Annotated in this window: 17 protein-coding genes; 12 read left to right on the top strand and 5 right to left on the bottom strand. The window is 62.1% G+C overall.

Annotated elements, in window-relative coordinates; translation table 11 throughout:
- Positions 1–17: 17 nt before the first annotated feature.
- Both FFS64_RS21565 and FFS64_RS21570 read right to left on the bottom strand, forming a co-directional pair.
- Positions 18–1,184, bottom strand: coding sequence for an MFS transporter (locus tag FFS64_RS21565; RefSeq protein ID WP_137807079.1), 1,167 nt, complete (start codon positions 1,182–1,184; stop codon positions 18–20).
- Between the two features lie 91 nt (positions 1,185–1,275).
- The gene (locus FFS64_RS21570; protein WP_137807080.1) at positions 1,276–1,578 is read right to left on the bottom strand and encodes a helix-turn-helix transcriptional regulator; all 303 of its coding nucleotides are present in this window, start codon (positions 1,576–1,578) and stop codon (positions 1,276–1,278) included.
- 171 nt (positions 1,579–1,749) lie between these two features.
- Between FFS64_RS21570 and FFS64_RS21575 the strand changes: the two genes are divergently transcribed.
- Positions 1,750–2,328 (top strand): ACP phosphodiesterase, encoded by a 579-nt coding sequence (locus FFS64_RS21575; protein ID WP_095195418.1) that lies wholly within the window; start codon positions 1,750–1,752, stop codon positions 2,326–2,328.
- A gap of 106 nt (positions 2,329–2,434) precedes the next feature.
- Here FFS64_RS21575 and FFS64_RS21580 read toward each other — a convergent pair whose 3' ends face one another.
- Together FFS64_RS21580 and olsB are read right to left on the bottom strand one after the other, a co-directional pair.
- Entirely contained in the window at positions 2,435–3,226 is a 792-nt protein-coding gene (locus FFS64_RS21580) for a lysophospholipid acyltransferase family protein (protein ID WP_137807081.1), read from the bottom strand.
- Positions 3,226–3,981: an L-ornithine N(alpha)-acyltransferase gene (gene olsB, locus FFS64_RS21585; protein WP_137807082.1), complete on the bottom strand. Its 756-nt coding sequence runs from the start codon at positions 3,979–3,981 to the stop codon at positions 3,226–3,228. The genes FFS64_RS21580 and olsB overlap by 1 nt, the downstream gene beginning before the upstream one ends.
- A gap of 155 nt (positions 3,982–4,136) precedes the next feature.
- Here olsB and FFS64_RS21590 point away from each other — a divergent pair, with 155 nt between their 5' ends.
- The 9 genes from FFS64_RS21590 to FFS64_RS21630 all read left to right on the top strand — a co-directional run bounded on the left by FFS64_RS21590 (position 4,137) and on the right by FFS64_RS21630 (position 13,582).
- Complete coding sequence (locus FFS64_RS21590) at positions 4,137–5,015, top strand: acyl-CoA dehydrogenase family protein (RefSeq protein WP_137807083.1); 879 nt, start codon at positions 4,137–4,139, stop codon at positions 5,013–5,015.
- Positions 5,016–5,159: 144 nt separating this feature from the next.
- Positions 5,160–6,254 (top strand): serine hydrolase, encoded by a 1,095-nt coding sequence (locus FFS64_RS21595; RefSeq protein WP_137807084.1) that lies wholly within the window; start codon positions 5,160–5,162, stop codon positions 6,252–6,254.
- Positions 6,251–6,580, top strand: a complete 330-nt coding sequence (locus tag FFS64_RS21600; protein ID WP_137807085.1) for an amidase — start codon at positions 6,251–6,253, stop codon at positions 6,578–6,580. The genes FFS64_RS21595 and FFS64_RS21600 overlap by 4 nt, the downstream gene beginning before the upstream one ends.
- 285 nt (positions 6,581–6,865) lie before the next feature.
- On the top strand, positions 6,866–8,041 hold the full coding sequence (locus FFS64_RS21605; RefSeq protein WP_137807086.1) for a M20 aminoacylase family protein: 1,176 nt from the start codon (positions 6,866–6,868) through the stop codon (positions 8,039–8,041).
- A 78-nt stretch (positions 8,042–8,119) separates the two neighbouring features.
- Positions 8,120–9,430 carry a citrate-proton symporter gene (locus FFS64_RS21610; protein ID WP_095195425.1) on the top strand — a complete coding sequence of 437 codons (1,311 nt, stop codon included), beginning with the start codon at positions 8,120–8,122 and terminating at the stop codon, positions 9,428–9,430.
- Between the two features lie 2 nt (positions 9,431–9,432).
- Positions 9,433–10,875 (top strand): amidase, encoded by a 1,443-nt coding sequence (locus FFS64_RS21615; protein ID WP_171017117.1) that lies wholly within the window; start codon positions 9,433–9,435, stop codon positions 10,873–10,875.
- 83 nt (positions 10,876–10,958) lie between these two features.
- Positions 10,959–11,729, top strand: a complete 771-nt coding sequence (locus tag FFS64_RS21620) for an IclR family transcriptional regulator (protein WP_137807088.1) — start codon at positions 10,959–10,961, stop codon at positions 11,727–11,729.
- Between the two features lie 103 nt (positions 11,730–11,832).
- Positions 11,833–12,423, top strand: a complete 591-nt coding sequence (locus FFS64_RS21625) for a YceI family protein (RefSeq protein ID WP_137807089.1) — start codon at positions 11,833–11,835, stop codon at positions 12,421–12,423.
- 1 nt (position 12,424) lies between these two features.
- The gene (locus FFS64_RS21630) at positions 12,425–13,582 is read left to right on the top strand and encodes a phosphatidylserine/phosphatidylglycerophosphate/cardiolipin synthase family protein (RefSeq protein ID WP_137807090.1); all 1,158 of its coding nucleotides are present in this window, start codon (positions 12,425–12,427) and stop codon (positions 13,580–13,582) included.
- A 69-nt stretch (positions 13,583–13,651) separates the two neighbouring features.
- Here the strand turns inward: FFS64_RS21630 and bglX are convergent, their stop codons facing one another.
- Positions 13,652–15,943: a beta-glucosidase BglX gene (gene bglX, locus FFS64_RS21635; protein WP_137807091.1), complete on the bottom strand. Its 2,292-nt coding sequence runs from the start codon at positions 15,941–15,943 to the stop codon at positions 13,652–13,654.
- Positions 15,944–16,189: 246 nt separating this feature from the next.
- Between bglX and FFS64_RS21640 the strand changes: the two genes are divergently transcribed.
- Entirely contained in the window at positions 16,190–16,795 is a 606-nt protein-coding gene (locus tag FFS64_RS21640; protein WP_137807092.1) for a LemA family protein, read from the top strand.
- A gap of 8 nt (positions 16,796–16,803) precedes the next feature.
- Positions 16,804–17,499: YgcG family protein (locus tag FFS64_RS21645; RefSeq protein ID WP_137807093.1), on the top strand; the 696-nt coding region annotated here is incomplete at its 3' end.

Below are 17,499 nucleotides of genomic sequence, written 5' to 3' on the forward strand. Positions count from 1 at the left end.
CGTGAGGTATCAGTGAGTTAGTTGGTAGCAGGAGCCAGCTCGGGATTACCGCTCTGACGGAAAGTGATCAGGGTCGCCAGCAAGGCGAGTACCGCCAGGGCCGCTGCCGCCAGGGGCACGCTGGTCAGGCCGAAACCGTGGGCGATGACGCTGCCACCGACCCAGGCGCCCAGGGCGTTGCCGACGTTGAAGGCGCCGATGTTCAGGGTCGAGACCAGGTTCGGTGCCGCCTTGCCGTAGGTCACCACGTTGACTTGCAGGGCAGGCACGGCGGCGAAACACGCGGTGGCCCAGAGAAACAGGGTGATTTCGGTCGGAATCAGCGCGACGCTGGTCCAGGTCAGCACCGTGGACACCACGGCCATCGAGATGAAGACGCCGATCAGCGTCGCGGCCAGGCCCTTGTCAGCCAGTTTGCCGCCGATGATGTTGCCGACGGTCAGGCCCAGGCCGATGAGCATCAGGGTCCAGGTCACGCCACGGGGCGAGACACCGGTGACTTCGCCCAGCAGTGGCGCGACATAGGTGAACAGGGTGAACACCGAAGCGGCGAACAGCGCGGTCATGCTCAGGGACAACCAGATACCGGCGCCTTTGAGGGCACGCAGTTCGGCACGCATGTCGAGTTTTTCTTCGTCGCGTTTGGCCGGCAGGAAGCGAATCAAGCCGATCAATGCAATGACGCCGATCACGGTCACCGCCCAGAAGGTCGAGCGCCAGCCGGCTTCCTGACCGAGCGCCGTGCCCAGCGGCACGCCGAGGACGTTGGCCAGGGTCAGGCCGGTGAACATCAAGGCCACGGCCGAGGCGCGTTTGTTGGCCGGCACCAGGCCCGCCGCAACTACCGAACCGATACCGAAGAAGGCGCCGTGGCACAGGGCGGTGACGACACGGGCGAACATCAGCACGTTGTAGTCACTGGCCACCGCGCAGAGCAGGTTGCCGACAATGAAGATACCCATCAACGTTACCAGGGCGGCCTTGCGCGGCAGCCTGGCGGTGGCCAGCGCCATGAACGGCGCACCGATGGCCACGCCCAGGGCGTAACCGGTCACCAGCCAGCCAGCGCCGGGGATTGACACACCGAGGTCGGCCGCCACGTTGGGCAGCAGGCCCATGATGACGAATTCGGTCGTGCCGATGGCGAAGGCGCTTAACGCCAGGATGAGTAGCGAGAGGGGCATCGTTTGTTTCCTTTTGGCTGGCTGACGTGGGGGCGTTCTCAATTGGTTTTCACGGCGCTGCTTGAAAACCAATTGAGAACGCCCCACAGGGTCAGAGCTCTTGGCTGAAGACTTTGAGGAACTCCTGGATGGTTTCCTCGTTACGTTTGAAAAAATGCCACTGTCCGACTTTGCGGCTGCTGATCAGGCCGGCGCGTTGCAGGGTCGCCAGGTGTGCGGACACCGTGGACTGCGACAACCCGCAACGTTGATCGATCTGCCCGGCGCAAACGCCGTGCTCGTTGCTGTGAGACTGATCGGGGAATTCGACGGTTGGGTCTTTTAGCCAGTGCAGGATGTCTCGCCGTACCGGGTGCGCCAGGGCTTTTATTATTTCGTCGAGGTCAATGTTCATGATCGGGGGCTCGTGATTAGTAAAACGCTATATCGCGATGAAGCGAACTTTAAATCGGTATTTCGCGATATACCAATATGATTTCGATCTGACGACCGCATAAATCGATATATCGGGTTATAACGATACGAGGATTGTATAGGCACAATGGCGCAGTGCTAAGCTGCGTCCATGAACTATCTCGCACATCTTCATCTCGGTGGCCAGCGTCCCGGTCAATTGCTCGGCAGTCTCTATGGCGATTTCGTCAAGGGACGGCTGCAAGGGCAGTTCGACCCGGAGATCGAGGCGGCCATCCAGCTGCATCGCAGCATCGACGTGTTCACCGACCGCCATCCGTTGGTGGATGCCTCGTTGTCGCGTTTTTCCCTGACTCGCCGGCGTTATGCCGGGATCGTTCTCGACGTGTTTTTCGATCACTGCCTGGCACGGGACTGGACGCTGTACGCGGACCGGCCGCTGGAGTTGTTCACCTCCGACGTGTACCGGGTGCTGTCCAGCCAGCCGCAACTGCCGGAGCGCCTGGCGCGGATCGCGCCGCACATGGTGGCCAATGACTGGTTGGGTTCGTATCAGGAGTTTGAAGTGCTGGAACAGGTGTTGCGGGGGATATCGCGGCGCTTGACCCGGCCAGAGGAACTGGCGGCAGCGATGCAGGAATTGCGGGTGTTGTATGAGCCGTTGAGCGAGGATTTCCGGTTGTTCTATCCGCAGCTTCAGGCATTTGCCCAAAACCGACCGGCAACATAGATCACTGTGGGAGCGGGCTTGCCCGCGATGGCGATGTGTCAGTTAACACATGCATCGGATGATCCGGCCTCATCGCGGGCAAGCCCGCTCCCACAGGGAAATGTACTCAGGCTGCAATCGCAGGACGCATCGGGGCTTGTTGAGGCTCCACCACGGCGCCAAACAACGCCTTCTGCACCGCCTGCTGCGCTTCGAACGCCAGTGCGGCACGTTCGCGGCCTTCGCAAGGGATCGGCTTGAGCAGGTGAATCTCCACCGCCCCCCGGTCATTGGCAAACAAGCGCATCAGGTGCGAGAGCAAATCATCATCGCCAACGAACGGCGCCAGCGTATCGGGCTTGCCGTCGCGAACATAACGAATCGCCACCGGCTGCAGCTTCACTTCTGAATCGATCGCCGCCGACAGCAGGCGTCCGTGGAAAGTGCGCAGCGAGCGGCCATCGGTGGTGGTGCCTTCGGGGAACATCAGCAGCGGATGTGCCTGTTGCAGGTGGCGGGTCATCTGTTTGCGGATCAACTGGCTGTCGCCCGAACCGCGACGGATAAACAGGCTGCCGGCCTTGGCCGCCAACCAGCCCGCCACCGGCCAGGTGCGCACTTCGGCCTTGGACAGGAACGACAGCGGCGTGAGCATCCCCAGCAACGGGATGTCGGTCCAGGACACGTGGTTGCTGACCCAGAGCATCGGTGTCTTCGGCAACTCACCGTGCACGGTCACATCGAAGGGCAGGGCGTTGCTCAGGCGCGCCATGAAAAACCGCGACCAGCGCTGGCGGCGGACCATCGAGTGAGCCAGGCCCAGGCGTTCGAACACGCCGAACACAGTGGCCATGCTCAGGCCGAGCGCAACCACCAGCAGCACTCGCGCGATTCGCGCGTACACGCGCAACCGACGCATTACACAGCCGCCTTGAAGTGTTTGGCGTAGCGCGGGCAGAGTTCGTCGCGTTTGAGCAGGATGAACACGTCGGCGACCTGGAAGTCTTCGTCCCAGCACGGCTCGCCGCAAATCTTCGCCCCCAGGCGCATATAGGCCTTGAGCAGCGGCGGCATTTCCGCGATGACGTTCGATGGGATATCCAGGGACGGCAGCGGTTTTTTCGGCTCGGCCCGCAGGTGTTCGGTGCACAGGTAACGTTCGCGCAGACGCTGCATGATCGCATGGGCCTGGATGCCGCCGTCCTGCATCGGGATGCTCGCGCAACCCATCAAATAGCTGTAGCCGCCCTGGTTCAGCACTTCGGCCAGCTCACCCCAGAGTACGGCGATGGTGCCGCCGTTGCGGTAGGCCGGGTCGACGCAGGTACGGCCGATTTCCAGGATCGGGCCTTGCAGATGGACCAGGCCATGCAGGCTGAATTCTTCTTCGCTGTAGAATTTACCCAGGCTGCTGGCAGCCGTGTGGTCGAGCAAGCGGGTGGTCGCCACCAGGCGGCCGGTGTTCAAGTCGCGCACACCGATATGGGCGCAATGAACATCGTAGTCGTCCATGTCCAGACCCTGCTCCGCGCCTTTCAGCTTGGCATTGAACTCGCCGCTGAACACGTTGAAGCGCAAGGCCTGTGCCTCTTGCAAAGCCTCGGCGCCCACCAGGCGTTCGGCTTGCAGGCGGCGTTCGTTGCCGGTGTCGCTGATGCGGGCGATCTGAGTCATGGCGAATCTCCGTGCGGGCTGCTCACCCGTCTTTGGGTTACAGCGGATCGACTTTCTTTATCCAGCCTTGTTGTGCAAAGTCAGGCTATGTAGCCCCGGTGTCATCGCCGTTAAGCTTTGGTGATGCTTATATGACAGCCCACAAGGAGCCTCTTATGCCCTGGCAGACCCTGTTGAATCGCCGCGATCGCTTGCCCGCCTACCCGGACCTGGGCGAGGGTTTCGTGACGCTGTTGCAGCAGCTGGGCAACGTCACCCCGTTTGAACTGGCGGTGGTCGGTGGACGCATGATGGCGACACCGGGACTGGCGTTTCTGGTGGGGTATCAGGCGGCGTTGCGCATGCTCTGGCCGAGCGCGCCGCCCAGCCTCGGCGCGCTGTGCGCCACCGAACAACGCAGCCTGCGGGTGGCGAGCATGCAGACTCGCCTGAGGGAATTGCGCTTGAGCGGGCAAAAGGATTTCGTCACTGCGGGCGACGCCGCCGACTGGTTGCTGGTCGCTGCGCGTTGCGAACAACCCGGCGAAAATCCGCGCCTGAGCCTGGCGGTGGTCTATCCCGATGAGCCGGGGGTGCGGGTGGAGAAACTGCCGGCGATCCCGTTGATGCCGGACATCAGTCACGGTCGGTTGTTTTTGGATAACGCGCTGTGCGAATTGCTGGCGGGGGATGGCTGGGATGCCTACGTCAAACCGTTTCGCACCCTGGAAGACATTTATGTGCTGAGCGCGATGACGGCATGGCTGTATGGCGTCGGTCAGGACAGCGACTGGCCGCAATCCCTGCAACTGCGTTTACTGGCGCTGCTGGCCGGTTGTGCCGAAGTCAGCCGCCAGGCGCCCGGCAATCAAGCTGGACATGTACTGCTTGGTGGATTGTTTGCGCAGTTCGAGGGGCTCAAGGCTGAAGTGAATCAGGCGCTGGTCGAAGGGCCGCCGGAGTGGGCGGCGATGTGGCAGCGCGATCAAGCGGTGATGGATCTGGCGACGGGGGCGCGGGTGAAGCGGTTGGCCAAGGCGTTGGCGGCGTATTGACGGACCCTTCGCGAGCACAGTTTGAAATGCATTCCCCTGTGGGAGCAGGCCTGCTCGCGAAGGCGATATTACAGACGATACAAATCCCGGAACTGTCATCAACCTCGGCTAGGCTCAGCAGGTTATTCACCCTGAGCCCTCGCCATGTTCAAAGGCTTGTCCTTATTTTTCATCCTCTTGCTCAGCCTCACAGCCCACGCTGAAAACTGGCCCACCGAGCAATGGCCAGCCGGCCCGACCATCACCGGCCCGGCGCTTCAGGCACTTGAGGCATACGCCTTCCCACCCCGCGATGACACCACCCACCAAGGCATCCGTACCGACGCCTTGCTGGTGATCCGCGACGGCCAGTTGATCTACGAACGCTACGCCGACCCGACCACCGCCGAGACGCCGCACCTGACCTGGTCGATCAGCAAGAGCCTGATGGCCACGGTCCTCGGCGTGGCCTATGGCGAAGGCCGGTTCAAACTGCAGGATCCGGTCGCCCAATACTATCCGCCGCTAAAAAAATACCCTGAGATGACCATGGCCGACCTGCTGCATTGGGCATCCGGACTCGACTGGCAGGAAGACTATGAATACGCACCGTTGAAGTCCTCGGTGGTCGCCATGCTCTACACCCGTGGACACCCGGACATGGCCGCGTTCACCGCTGCTCACGACACCTATGCCGCACCGGGGCAGGCGTTCCGTTATTCCAGCGGTGACAGCAACCTGTTGTCCGCCGCACTGAAAACCATCGTCGGCCCGGATCGTTACGCAAGCTATCCGTGGACCGCATTGTTCGAGCCGCTGGGCATTCGTCATGCGATCTGGGAAACCGATGCCACGGGCACATTCGTCGCCTCGTCCTACGCCTACCTCAGCGCGCGCGACCTGGCCCGCATCGGCTTGTTGATGGCCCGCGACGGTCGCTGGGGCGATCGGCAATTGCTGCCCAAGGATTGGGTCGCATTCAACCGCGAACCGTTCGTCCACTATCGCACCAACCAGGATGATGCAGTGCCTGGCGGCCACTGGTGGCTGAACCGTGCGGTGAATAGCGCGGCACAACCCTGGCCCGATGCCCCCGCCGATACCTTCTCCGCGCTGGGCCATTGGGGGCAGGCGATGTACGTGATCCCCAGCGAAAACCTGGTAATCGTGCGTTACGGCGATGACCGTGATGGAAGTTACCGGCACAACGAACTGCTCAAACTCGCGCTCAAGGCCTTTGCCGGGAAGGTGCAGCCATGAGCCGTCGTTCATTTGTGCGTCGACGACTGTTCAGCACGGTGTTGTTGATTCTGCTAGTCGCCTTGCTCGGATGGGGATGGCAGGAGCGCGTGGCGCTCTGGGCATTCCCGGACATCATCAGCGCCTACACCGCCAAGGAATATTGCTCGTGTCGATATGTGATGAACAATGACTCGGCGTATTGCCACAGCTACGTGAAACAGTGGCTGCCGACCAACGGCTTTAACGATGACGCCGCGACCAAACGCATCACCGTCAGCGGGTTAGGGCGCAGCAACAGCGCGACCTGGATTGGCGAGCGTCAGGGCTGTCGCTTGGACCCCTGACTCCATATACACAACACCTGTGGGAGCGAGCCTGCTCGCGAAAGCGTCGGCAGGCGCGACACAAGTAGTGGGGCTGCAATTGCATTCGCGAGCAGGCTCGCTCCCACAGGGTTTTATGTGAGTTTCAATTGATCGGCTCCTCAGGTTCCACACCGTGGAACCACATTCGATTGTCCTCGCGCGCGACTCGCGGTTATCTGGCAGTGAGCGCGACCTGCCTTGATGTGTCGCGAAATCACCGCGAACAAAAAGAACGGGAATACACCCGGCCCGAGGACAATCGTCATGACCCGACATCAGCACATCCTTGCCTGGCTCAACGACGTGGCCAGCGACCTGCACGCCACCCGCCAGGACATCCACGCCCACCCTGAACTTGGCTTCGAGGAAAACCGTACCTCGGCGCTGGTCGCCCAATCCTTGAAAGAGTGGGGTTATGAGGTGCACACCGGCATCGGCAAGACCGGCGTGGTCGGTGTGCTGCGCAACGGCAGCAGCCCGCGCAAGCTCGGGATTCGGGCCGACATGGACGCGTTGCCGATCATCGAAAACACCGGCGCGGCCTATAGCAGCCGGCATCAGGGCTGCATGCACGCCTGTGGGCACGACGGCCACACCACCATGTTGCTGGGTGCGGCGCGTTACCTGGCGGCGACTCGCCAGTTCGACGGCACCCTGACCCTGATTTTCCAGCCCGCCGAAGAAGGCCAGGGCGGCGCCGAAGCGATGCTCGCCGATGGCTTGCTCGAACGTTTTCCCTGCGACGCCCTGTTCGGCATGCATAACATGCCGGGCCTGCCGGCCGGGCATCTGGGCTTTCGCGAAGGGCCGATGATGGCCTCACAGGATCTGCTCACGGTGACGATTGAAGGCGTCGGCGGCCACGGCTCGATGCCGCATCTGGCGGTGGACCCGCTGGTGGCGGCGGCCAGCGTGGTCATGGCCCTGCAAACCGTGGTCGCGCGCAATATCGATGCGCAGCAGGCGGCGGTGGTGACGGTCGGTGCATTGCAGGCCGGGGAAGCGGCCAACGTCATTCCGCAACAGGCGATCCTGCGCCTGAGCCTGCGTGCGCTGAACGCCCAGGTACGTGAACAAACCCTTGAGCGGGTACGCGCGATCATCGAAGCCCAGACCCGCAGCTTCGGCTGCACCTCGACCCTCGAACACCGTCCGGCCTACCCGGTACTGGTCAATCACGCGGCCGAAACCGAATTTGCCCGGCAAGTCGGCGTCGAGCTGCTCGGTGCCGACGCCGTCGATGGCAACACCGCCAAACTGATGGGCAGCGAAGACTTCGCCTGGATGCTGCAACGTTGCCCCGGTGCTTACCTGTTCATCGGCAACGGCGTATCGCGGCCGATGGTGCACAACCCGGCCTATGACTTTAACGATGACATCCTGCTGACCGGCGCGGCGTACTGGGGCGCGCTGACCGAGAGCTGGCTCAAGCCGGCCTGACCTTTCACTTTCTACTGCCGCTGGACCGGGTGCGTAATGTCGCGCCCGGCATCACCCAACAGGTTTGGAGAGTTCCCCATGCAGACTTCGAGTACTGGCGTTTCGCGTACCCGGCAGGTGGTCGCCGCCGTCATCGGCAACGCGCTGGAATGGTATGACTTCATCGTTTACGGCTTTTTGGCGAGCATCATCGCCCGGCAGTTCTTCCCCTCCGAGGATGAATACGCATCGTTGTTGATGGCCCTGGCGACCTTCGGCGTCGGCTTTTTCATGCGCCCGGTGGGCGGCATTTTGTTGGGCATGTATTCGGACCGCAAAGGGCGCAAGGCGGCGATGCAGATGATCATCCGCCTGATGACCGTGTCCATCGCGCTGATTGCCTTCGCGCCGAACTACGCCGCCATCGGCATGGGCGCGCCGCTGTTGATCGTGGTCGCGCGGATGCTGCAAGGCTTCGCCACGGGCGGCGAATATGCCAGTGCCACGGCCTTCCTGGTGGAAAGCGCGCCGGCGCACCGCAAGGGGCTGTACGGCTCGTGGCAGTTGGTCGGGCAATGCCTGGCGGTATTCTCCGGCGCGGGCATGGTGGCGTTGTTCACACATCTGCTGTCGCCCGAGGCGCTGGACAGCTGGGGCTGGCGGATTCCGTTCGTCATCGGTCTGTTGATCGGCCCGGTGGGGTTGTGGATTCGCAAGCACATGGAGGAACCGGAAGAATTCCTCGAGGCGCGTAAACAGGCCAAGGGCGAAAATCCGGGATTGCTGCAAGTGATTCGCGAACATCGGCGCAGCATTCTGGTATCGATGGGCCTGGCCTGTGGCGCGACCGTGTCGTTCTACGTGGTGCTGGTGAACATGCCGACCTTTGCCCACAAGAACCTGGGCCTGCCGCTGGATCAGGTGCTGCTGGTGCAGATGCTCGCGGTGGCGCTGATGACCGTGGTGATTCCGTTGTCCGGTGCGCTGTCGGACCGTCTTGGCCGGCGTCCGGTGTTGATGGCCTTCACCCTGGCGTTTTTCCTGATGGTGTATCCGCTATATGTCTGGGTGGCGGCAGCGCCGTCGGTGGAACGTTTGCTGGTGATGCAACTGTTGTTGTGCAGCGCGATTGGTGGTTTCTTCGGCCCGGCCCCGACGGCGCTGGCCGAGCAGTTTCCCATCGAAGTGCGGTCCACGGGAGTCTCGGTGGCCTACAACGTGGCGGTCATGGTGTTCGGCGGTTTTGCCCCGCTGATCGTCACCTGGCTGAGCAAGGCGTTGGCCACGCCGGTGGCGCCATCCTTCTATGTGCTGTTCGCTTGTGTACTGACGCTGCTGGGTACTTACTGCATGCATGAAGCACCGCGCGCCAGGCAATCCGTTGAACTTGACCTTGGAGTGAAACCTTGAGCATCCATCCGATTGTCGAACTGGACGCCGATGCGCTGTCCCGGGCCATCCACGCACGCCAGGTGTCCTGTCGCGAAGTAATGCAGGCCTATCTGGCGCAGATCGAGCGTTTTAATCCGCAGGTTAATGCGCTGGTATCGCTGCGCCCGCCTGAAGAGCTGCTGGCTGAAGCCGACGCCTGTGACCGACAACTGGACCAGGGCCAGTCCCGTGGCTGGATGCACGGCATGCCGCAAGCGATCAAGGACCTGGCGGCCACCGCCGGGTTGCGCACGACCATGGGCTCGCCGCTGTTCGCCGAGCAAGTCCCGCAACAGGATGCGATCAGCGTGGCGCGGGTGCGCAATGCCGGGGCGATCATCATCGGCAAGACCAACGTCCCGGAATTCGGCCTCGGCTCGCAGACCTACAACAGCGTATTCGGCACCACCACCAACGCCTACGACCCGACACTGGTCGCCGGCGGCAGCAGCGGCGGGGCAGCGGTGGCGCTGGCCTTGCACATGCTGCCGGTGGCCGACGGCAGCGACATGATGGGCTCGCTACGCAACCCGGCGGCGTTCAACAACGTCTTTGGTTTGCGCCCATCCCAGGGCCGCGTGCCCCACGGCCCGGCGCCGGAAGTGTTCGTCCAGCAACTGGCCACCGAAGGGCCGATGGGCCGTACCGTCACGGATGTGGCTCGCTTGTTGGGCACTCAGGCCGGTTACGACCCGCGTGTGCCGTTGTCGCTGACACAAGATCCAGAGATTTTCCATCAGTCGCTGGCGCAGGATTTTAGCGATGTCCGGCTCGGTTGGCTGGGCGACTACAACGGCTACCTGCCGATGGACCCGGGGGTGATGAGCCTGTGCGAGTCGGCGTTGCCGGACTTCGAAGCGCTGGGCTGCAAAGTCGAGGCCTGCCAGCCGGACTTTTCCATGGAGCGTTTGTGGCAAACCTGGCTGGTGCACCGCCACTGGCTGGTGCAAGGCGGCCTCGGCGCGCTGTATGCCGATCCGCACCAGCGCGAGCAACTCAAAGCCGAAGCCCGATGGGAGATCGAGGGCGGACGGCGCCTGACCGCGGCGGATGTCTATCAGGCGTCGATCAGCCGCAGCGAATGGTATCGAGCCTTGAGCGAGTTGTTCGAGCGCTACGATTTCCTGTTGCTGCCCACCGCCCAAGTGTTCCCTTTTGATGCACAGACCCCTTGGCCGCGCGTCGTCGGCGGGCAGGCCATGGACACTTATCACCGCTGGATGGAAGTGGTGATCGGGCCGACCCTGGCCGGTCTGCCGAGCATGAACGTGCCGGTGGGTTTCAACCCGGCCGGCTTGCCAATGGGCCTGCAAATCATTGGCCCGGCCCAGGCCGACCGTGCGGTGCTGCAATTGGCTTATGCCCATGAACAACTGACGCAATGGGTCAAACGGCGGCCACCCGGTTGTCTGCAAAATGCCTGAGCACTGCGGACGGGCGCGTAATTTGCTTTCTTTTGTAAACCGATCAATCGATCATCCATTTCGGGCATACGGAGGTCGATCACATGGACAGCAAGGCAGAAACCGGCAGCGTACGTTCCGTGGAGCGCGCCCTGGCGATCGTCGAGTTGCTGGGCGAGCATCAGGCGTTGGGCCTTGAGCAATTGCACTACCTGACGACCCTGCCCAAGGCCACGGTGTCGCGCATGTTGCTGACCTTGCAGGAGCAGGGCTGGGTCTATCGCGGCTTGAGCGACCGGCGTTATCGCCTGTGCGCCAAGCGCCTGTTCGGTGACAACCGGCAACGCTTCAAGCGGCGCCTGGTGGAAAACGCCGCGCCGCTGTTGGTGGAATTGAGCGAGCGCACCGGGCTGGTGGCGGACTTGTCGTGTTTTGACGGCGAGCGGGTGGAGGTCATGGAAAGCGCGATCCCCACGGTGTTGCGCAAACGCTATCCGAACAACTGCCAGATCGTCGGCCAGCACGCCAGCCTGTTTCATTCGGCGATGGGGCGCGCTTGCCTGGGTGAACTGCAAAGCCATGAGGTGGAACGCCTGGCCGAGCGCGAGCGGCTGAACGACGAATCCTTGTACACCACCACCCAGGAGGCACTGCATCAGGGCTTCGGCCAGCGTACCGAAGGCTACTGGGAATACCCGGTGCGCCTGCCGTTCCTGATTCGTGCGGTGGCCTTGCCGATTCATACCGAGGGTCGCCTGGTCGGCAGCATGGCGTTGCACTGGCCGATGGATCAGGCGCCGGTGGAGCGGGTGCTGAGCCTGCACCTCAACAGCCTGGCGGCGACCATTGGCGATGTGCAGCAGGCGATGGCCTAAGCGGAACTTGTGACGGGTTATAGACTCAAGGCAACAGAAAGTTTGCAACCTGTGTCAGGCCAGTTAAGGTTCAGCACAGGTTTATCTGCCCCCACGAGTCTCTATGTTCATGCGGTCTGTCACCCAAACCCTCGCCATCCTGCTGTTGGCCGGCGCTTCGCTGTCTGCCCGGGCCAATTGGTATCTGGACGGCGAATCCTCGCGGCTGTCGTTCGTCAGCACCAAAAACGCCAATGTTTCCGAAGTGCAGCGCTTTCTGGTGCTGCACGGCAAGGTCGACCCCAAGGGCCTGGCGCAGGTGGAAGTCGAGCTCGACTCGATCAACAGCGGCATTCCATTGCGCGACGAACGCATGCGCAAGGACTTGTTCGAGATTCAGACCTTTCCCGAAGCGCTGATCACCACGCAAATCGACTTGCGCCCGATCAACGACCTCGCCCCCGGTGCGCAACTGGAATTGCGCCTGCCGCTGACCGTCGATTTGCACGGCAAGCAACACACCTACAACGCCGAACTGCTGGCCACACGCCTCGATGACCGGCGTTTCCAGGTGGTAACCCTGGAACCGTTGGTGATTAATGCCGAAGACTTCGACCTGGCGCCCGGCCTGGAAACCCTGCGCAAGGTCGCCGGGCTGTCGGCCATCAGCCTGTCGGTGCCGGTGGGCGCTGTCCTGATCTTCACGGCGCGCTGACATGGCCGGTGCAATTTTTCCCTGGCGTGAAGGTAACCACTTCGAACTGCTGATTGATGGCCCGCAGTTTTTCCCGCGCATGCTGGTGGCGATTGCCCGGGCCGAAGAACAGGTCGAACTGGAGCTGTACCTGGTGGAGGCGGGCGCTTGTGCCGAGGCCATGGTGCAGGCATTGGTCCAGGCGGCCGAGCGCGGCGTGCGAGTGCGTTGCCTGTTCGACGATTACGGCAGCCTCGCCTTCACCCTGACCTTGCGCCAGCGCCTGATGGCTGCCGGGGTCGAGCTGCGTTTCTACAATCGCCTGAGCTGGCGGCGTTGGCTCGGCAACTTCTACCGTGATCACCGCAAGCTGTTGTTGGTGGATCAAACGATGGCCGTGGTCGGTGGCACCGGCGTTACCGATGAGTTCTGGACGCCGGGTGAAGACGTCAGCGAATGGCATGAAGTGATGGTGGAAATCACCGGCCCGCTGGTGATCGACTGGCAGCTGCTGTTCGACCGCCAATGGATCGCCAACCGCCATCGTCGCGCCTGGAAACCCGCCGCGCATTTCGGCCTGCCACGTCTGCCCCGCGTGCCGTCCATGGGCGAGGGCATGGGCCGGGTTGCCTACGCCGACGCCCGCCAGCATCGCGACATCCTGCAATCGCTGATTCGTGCGCTGAACAGCGGCCAGCGGCGGATTTGGCTGGCCACGCCGTACTTTCTGCCGACCTGGAAAGTCCGTCGCTCCCTGCGCCGCGCGGCTTCCCGTGGCGTCGACGTACGTCTGCTGCTGACTGGCCCGCGTACCGATCACCCGTCAGTGCGCTACGCCGGGCATCGTTACTACCCGCGACTGCTCAAGTCCGGCGTGCAGATTTTCGAGTACCAGCCGTGTTTCCTGCATCTGAAAATGGTCCTGATCGATGATTGGGTGAGCATCGGTTCGTGCAATTTCGATCACTGGAATCTGCGCTTCAACCTCGAAGCCAATCTTGAAGCCCTGGACCCCGGACTGACCCGGGCGGTGGCGGCGAGTTTCGAAAGGGACTTTGCCCTGAGCCAGGAAGTCAGCCTGGAGACATGGCAACGCCGACCGCTGTGGCGGCGGGTCAAGCAGCGGGTGTGGGGATGGGTGGATCGGGTGGTGGTGAATCTGTTGGATCGGCGGGGATAGTCGCCACCCCCTAAAACATTGTGGGAGCTGGCAAGCCAGCTCCCACAGGTTTTTGCGGCGTTTGAAGGATTACAGCAATTCAAAGCTCTGCTGCGTCACGTCCTTGGAATCCAGGCCGATCTGCACGTTGAACTTGCCCGGCTCCGCGGCATACTTGAGCTGGGTGTTGTAGAACTTCAGGTCATCCTCGGTGATGGTGAAGTGCACGACTTTCTGTTCGCCGGCCTTGAGCATCACTTTCTGGAAGTTCTTCAGTTCCTTAAGCGGACGGATCATCGAGCCGGTCACGTCCTGGATGTACAGCTGGACCACGGTTTCGCCGTCACGCTTGCCGGTGTTCTTCACGGTGACGCTGGCGTCGAGCTTGCCGGTCTTGTTCAGCGTGGTCGATGACAGGGCCATGTTGCTCAGGCTGAAATCGGTGTAGCTCAGGCCGTAGCCGAACGGGTACAGGGGACCCGTGGTGTCATCGAAATACTGCGAGGTGTAGTTGCCCGGTTTGCCCGGGGTGAATGGCCGGCCGATGCTCAGGTGGTTGTAGTAGGTCGGAATCTGGCCCACCGAACGCGGGAAGGTGATCGGCAGTTTGCCCGACGGGTTGTAGTCGCCGAACAGCACGTCGGCGATGGCGTTGCCGCCCTCGGTGCCGCTGAACCAGGTTTCCAGGATTGCGTCAGCCTGTTCGTTCTCTTCGAGAATCGACAGCGGACGGCCGTTCATCAGCACCAGCACCAGCGGTTTGCCGGTGGCTTTCAGGGCACGGATCAGCGCGCGCTGGTTTTCCGGGATGTTCAGGTCGGTACGGCTCGACGATTCGTGGGACATGCCACGGGATTCGCCCACAGCGGCAACGACCACGTCGGCATCCTTGGCGGCTTTCACCGCTTCGTCGATCAACACGTTGGCCGGACGCGGGTCATCGACCACTTCCGGCGCATCGAAGTTGAGGAAGTTCAGGTAGTCGAGGATTTTCTTGTCACTGGTGATGTTGGCGCCACGGGCGTAGATCAGCGTCGATTTGTCACCGATAACATTGCTCATGCCATCGAACAGGGTCACCGATTGCGCAGGGCGACCGGCGGCGGCCCAGCTGCCCATCATGTCGATCGGCGCCTTGGCCAGCGGACCGACCAGGGCGATTTTCGCGGTTTTCTTCAGCGGCAGGGTTTCGCCCTGGTTTTTCAGCAGCACCAGGCTGCGACGCGCCACGTCACGGGCTTCAGCGCGGTGCAGACGGCTGTCGGCATAGGTGTCGGCTGGATCATCCTCGGCCTTGCCGATGCGCAGGTACGGGTCCTTGAACAGGCCCATGTCGTACTTGGCGTCCAGTACCGCACGCACGGCGTTGTCGATGTCGCTCTGCTGGATCTCGCCGGATTTCAACAGCCCCGGCAGTTCCTTGCCGTACAAGGTGTCGTTCATGCTCATGTGGATGCCGGCCTTGATCGCCAGCTTCGCCGCTTCGCGACCGTCGGCGGCGACGCCGTGCTTGATCAACTCGAAAATCGCCCCGTGGTCGCTGACCGCCAGGCCTTTGAAGCCCCATTCCTTGCGCAACAGGTCGTTCATCAGCCAGGTGTTGGCGGTGGCCGGTACACCGTTGATCGAGTTCAGCGCGACCATCACCCCGCCGGCACCGGCGTCAATCGCCGCGCGATACGGTGGTAGATAGTCCTGGTACATCTTGACCGGGCTCATGTCGACGACGTTGTAGTCGCGACCGCCCTCGACCGCGCCGTACAGGGCGAAGTGCTTGACGCTGGCCATGATGCTGTCGGCGGCGTTGGCGCCGACACCCTGGAGCGCCTTGACCATCACGCCGGCAATGCGCGACACCAGGTAGGTGTCTTCGCCGAAGCCTTCGGAGGTCCGGCCCCAGCGCGGGTCGCGGGAAATGTCGACCATCGGCGCGAAGGTGATGTCGAGGCTGTCCGCCGCGGCTTCCTTGGCGGCAATGCGCCCGGACAGGCCAATGGCGTCCATGTCCCAGCTCGACGCCAGGGCCAGCGGGATCGGGAAAATGGTGCGGTGGCCGTGGATCACGTCGTAGGCGAAGAACATCGGGATCTTCAACCGGCTGCGCATGGCCGCGTCCTGCATCGGACGGTTTTCCGCGCGGGTGATCGAGTTGAATGTACCGCCGATGTTACCTGCCGCGATTTCCTTGCGGATCAGCTCCCGGGGCATTTCCGGGCCGATGCTGATCAGGCGCAACTGGCCGATTTTTTCATCGAGGGTCATCTGCTTCATCAGGTTGCTGACGAAGGCGTCCTTGTTTTCCAGAGGTGCGGGCGTCGTGGCGGCCAATACGTTATGACTGGCCAGGCTGACGAGCAGGCCCAGCAAACACAGCTTCTTCATGAATTGTTTTCTCAAAGGCCCAAACGGCGATGGACTCGCCGGCCAGCCAAAATTTAGGGAGCGTCTATTGTTGTTCGGGTGCTGATTGAAAAACGACAGCCGAAGTTCGGATGTGTTTTTTGCGCAGGGCATTTTTTAGCCTATTGCCCCGATGCGATCCAGTAGCGCGGCCGATTATGCCCCAAGAGCCGGCCGAGAGGGTCGCTGGTTGTTTTTTCCATGAAATGTGAAGGGAGCATCACTCTGATGAATGTACAACTCGCCACTCGGTCGAACCTGCAAATCGCCACATTGCTGGTGTTGGCCACGTTGCTGACCGCCTGCGGCATCAACAATATCCCGACCCTCGATGAGCAGGCCAAAGCCGCCTGGGGCCAGGTGCAGAACCAGTATCAGCGCCGCGCCGACCTGATCCCCAACCTGGTGGAAACCGTCAAGGGCTACGCCGCCCATGAAAAAGAGACCCTGACTGCCGTCATCGAGGCCCGGGCCAAGGCCACCTCGATCCAGGTCGACGCCTCCACGTTGGACAACCCGGAAAAACTCAAGCAGTACCAGCAGGCCCAGGATCAACTCAGCGGCGCCTTGAGCCGACTGATGGTGGTATCCGAGCGCTATCCGGATCTGAAGGCCAATCAAAACTTCCTGGCCCTGCAGTCACAGCTTGAAGGCACCGAAAACCGCATCAGCGTGGCCCGACGCGATTTCATCCTGGCGGTGCAGAAGTACAACACCGAGATCCGCACCTTCCCTGGTCGCCTGTGGCACAGCGTGATGTACAGCAACCTGCCGGTTCGCGAGACCTTCGAGGCCACGCCGGGTTCGGAGAAGCCACCTGAAGTCAAATTTTGAGGTTGCCCATGCGCGTGTTGAAAGCTGGCCTGGTGCTGTTGCTGTGGGTGTTCACCCTGGCGGCCCAGGCCGAATTGAAGTTTCCGGAGCTGACCGGGCGGGTGGTGGATAACGCCCGGATGATCGAGCCATCGGTGCGCGAGCAACTGACGCAACAGCTTCAGGCCCATGAGAAAGTCACCGGTGAACAGCTGGTAGTGGTGACCTTGCCGGACTTGCAGGGCACCGACATTGCCGACTTCGGCTATCAACTGGGGCGCTACTGGGGCATCGGCCAGAAAGACAAAAACAACGGTGCCTTGCTGATCGTCGCCCGTGATGAGCGCAAACTGCGCATCGAAGTCGGCTATGGCCTGGAAGAGCGCCTGACCGATGCGCAGAGTTCGGTGATCATTAATCAGGTCATCACCCCGGCGTTCAAGGCCGGCAATTTCAGCAAAGGTATCAGCGACGGCGTGGCGGCGATGCTGGTGGTGCTGGGCGGGAACCCTCTGGACGAACCGTCGACGGTGTATGAATCCAGCGGTGACCCGCAAGACGATTTCGTTTCGCGGCATCCGGGGCTGTTCGTGTTTTTGGTGTTGTTGTTCATCCTCACTTTTTTTGTAGGTCAGATGCTCGGTATCCTTCCCGCCGGCCGCGGCGGTTCGGGCGGCTCAGGCGGTTTCGGCGGTGGCGGTTTTGGCGGCGGAGGAGGCGGAGGC

The sequence above is a fragment of the Pseudomonas sp. G(2018) genome (genome assembly GCF_005502415.1).
GTDB lineage: Bacteria > Pseudomonadota > Gammaproteobacteria > Pseudomonadales > Pseudomonadaceae > Aquipseudomonas.

What these genes read in the sequence shown, in the direction of transcription:
- FFS64_RS21565 (WP_137807079.1), bottom strand. Translation starts at nt 1,184, where the DNA reads ATGCCCCTCTCGCTACTCATCCTGGCGTTAAGCGCCTTCGCCATCGGC.
- FFS64_RS21570 (WP_137807080.1), bottom strand. Translation starts at nt 1,578, where the DNA reads ATGAACATTGACCTCGACGAAATAATAAAAGCCCTGGCGCACCCGGTA.
- FFS64_RS21575 (WP_095195418.1), top strand. Translation starts at nt 1,750, where the DNA reads ATGAACTATCTCGCACATCTTCATCTCGGTGGCCAGCGTCCCGGTCAA.
- FFS64_RS21580 (WP_137807081.1), bottom strand. Translation starts at nt 3,226, where the DNA reads ATGCGTCGGTTGCGCGTGTACGCGCGAATCGCGCGAGTGCTGCTGGTG.
- olsB (WP_137807082.1), bottom strand. Translation starts at nt 3,981, where the DNA reads ATGACTCAGATCGCCCGCATCAGCGACACCGGCAACGAACGCCGCCTG.
- FFS64_RS21590 (WP_137807083.1), top strand. Translation starts at nt 4,137, where the DNA reads ATGCCCTGGCAGACCCTGTTGAATCGCCGCGATCGCTTGCCCGCCTAC.
- FFS64_RS21595 (WP_137807084.1), top strand. Translation starts at nt 5,160, where the DNA reads ATGTTCAAAGGCTTGTCCTTATTTTTCATCCTCTTGCTCAGCCTCACA.
- FFS64_RS21600 (WP_137807085.1), top strand. Translation starts at nt 6,251, where the DNA reads ATGAGCCGTCGTTCATTTGTGCGTCGACGACTGTTCAGCACGGTGTTG.
- FFS64_RS21605 (WP_137807086.1), top strand. Translation starts at nt 6,866, where the DNA reads ATGACCCGACATCAGCACATCCTTGCCTGGCTCAACGACGTGGCCAGC.
- FFS64_RS21610 (WP_095195425.1), top strand. Translation starts at nt 8,120, where the DNA reads ATGCAGACTTCGAGTACTGGCGTTTCGCGTACCCGGCAGGTGGTCGCC.
- FFS64_RS21620 (WP_137807088.1), top strand. Translation starts at nt 10,959, where the DNA reads ATGGACAGCAAGGCAGAAACCGGCAGCGTACGTTCCGTGGAGCGCGCC.
- FFS64_RS21625 (WP_137807089.1), top strand. Translation starts at nt 11,833, where the DNA reads ATGTTCATGCGGTCTGTCACCCAAACCCTCGCCATCCTGCTGTTGGCC.
- FFS64_RS21630 (WP_137807090.1), top strand. Translation starts at nt 12,425, where the DNA reads ATGGCCGGTGCAATTTTTCCCTGGCGTGAAGGTAACCACTTCGAACTG.
- bglX (WP_137807091.1), bottom strand. Translation starts at nt 15,943, where the DNA reads ATGAAGAAGCTGTGTTTGCTGGGCCTGCTCGTCAGCCTGGCCAGTCAT.
- FFS64_RS21640 (WP_137807092.1), top strand. Translation starts at nt 16,190, where the DNA reads ATGAATGTACAACTCGCCACTCGGTCGAACCTGCAAATCGCCACATTG.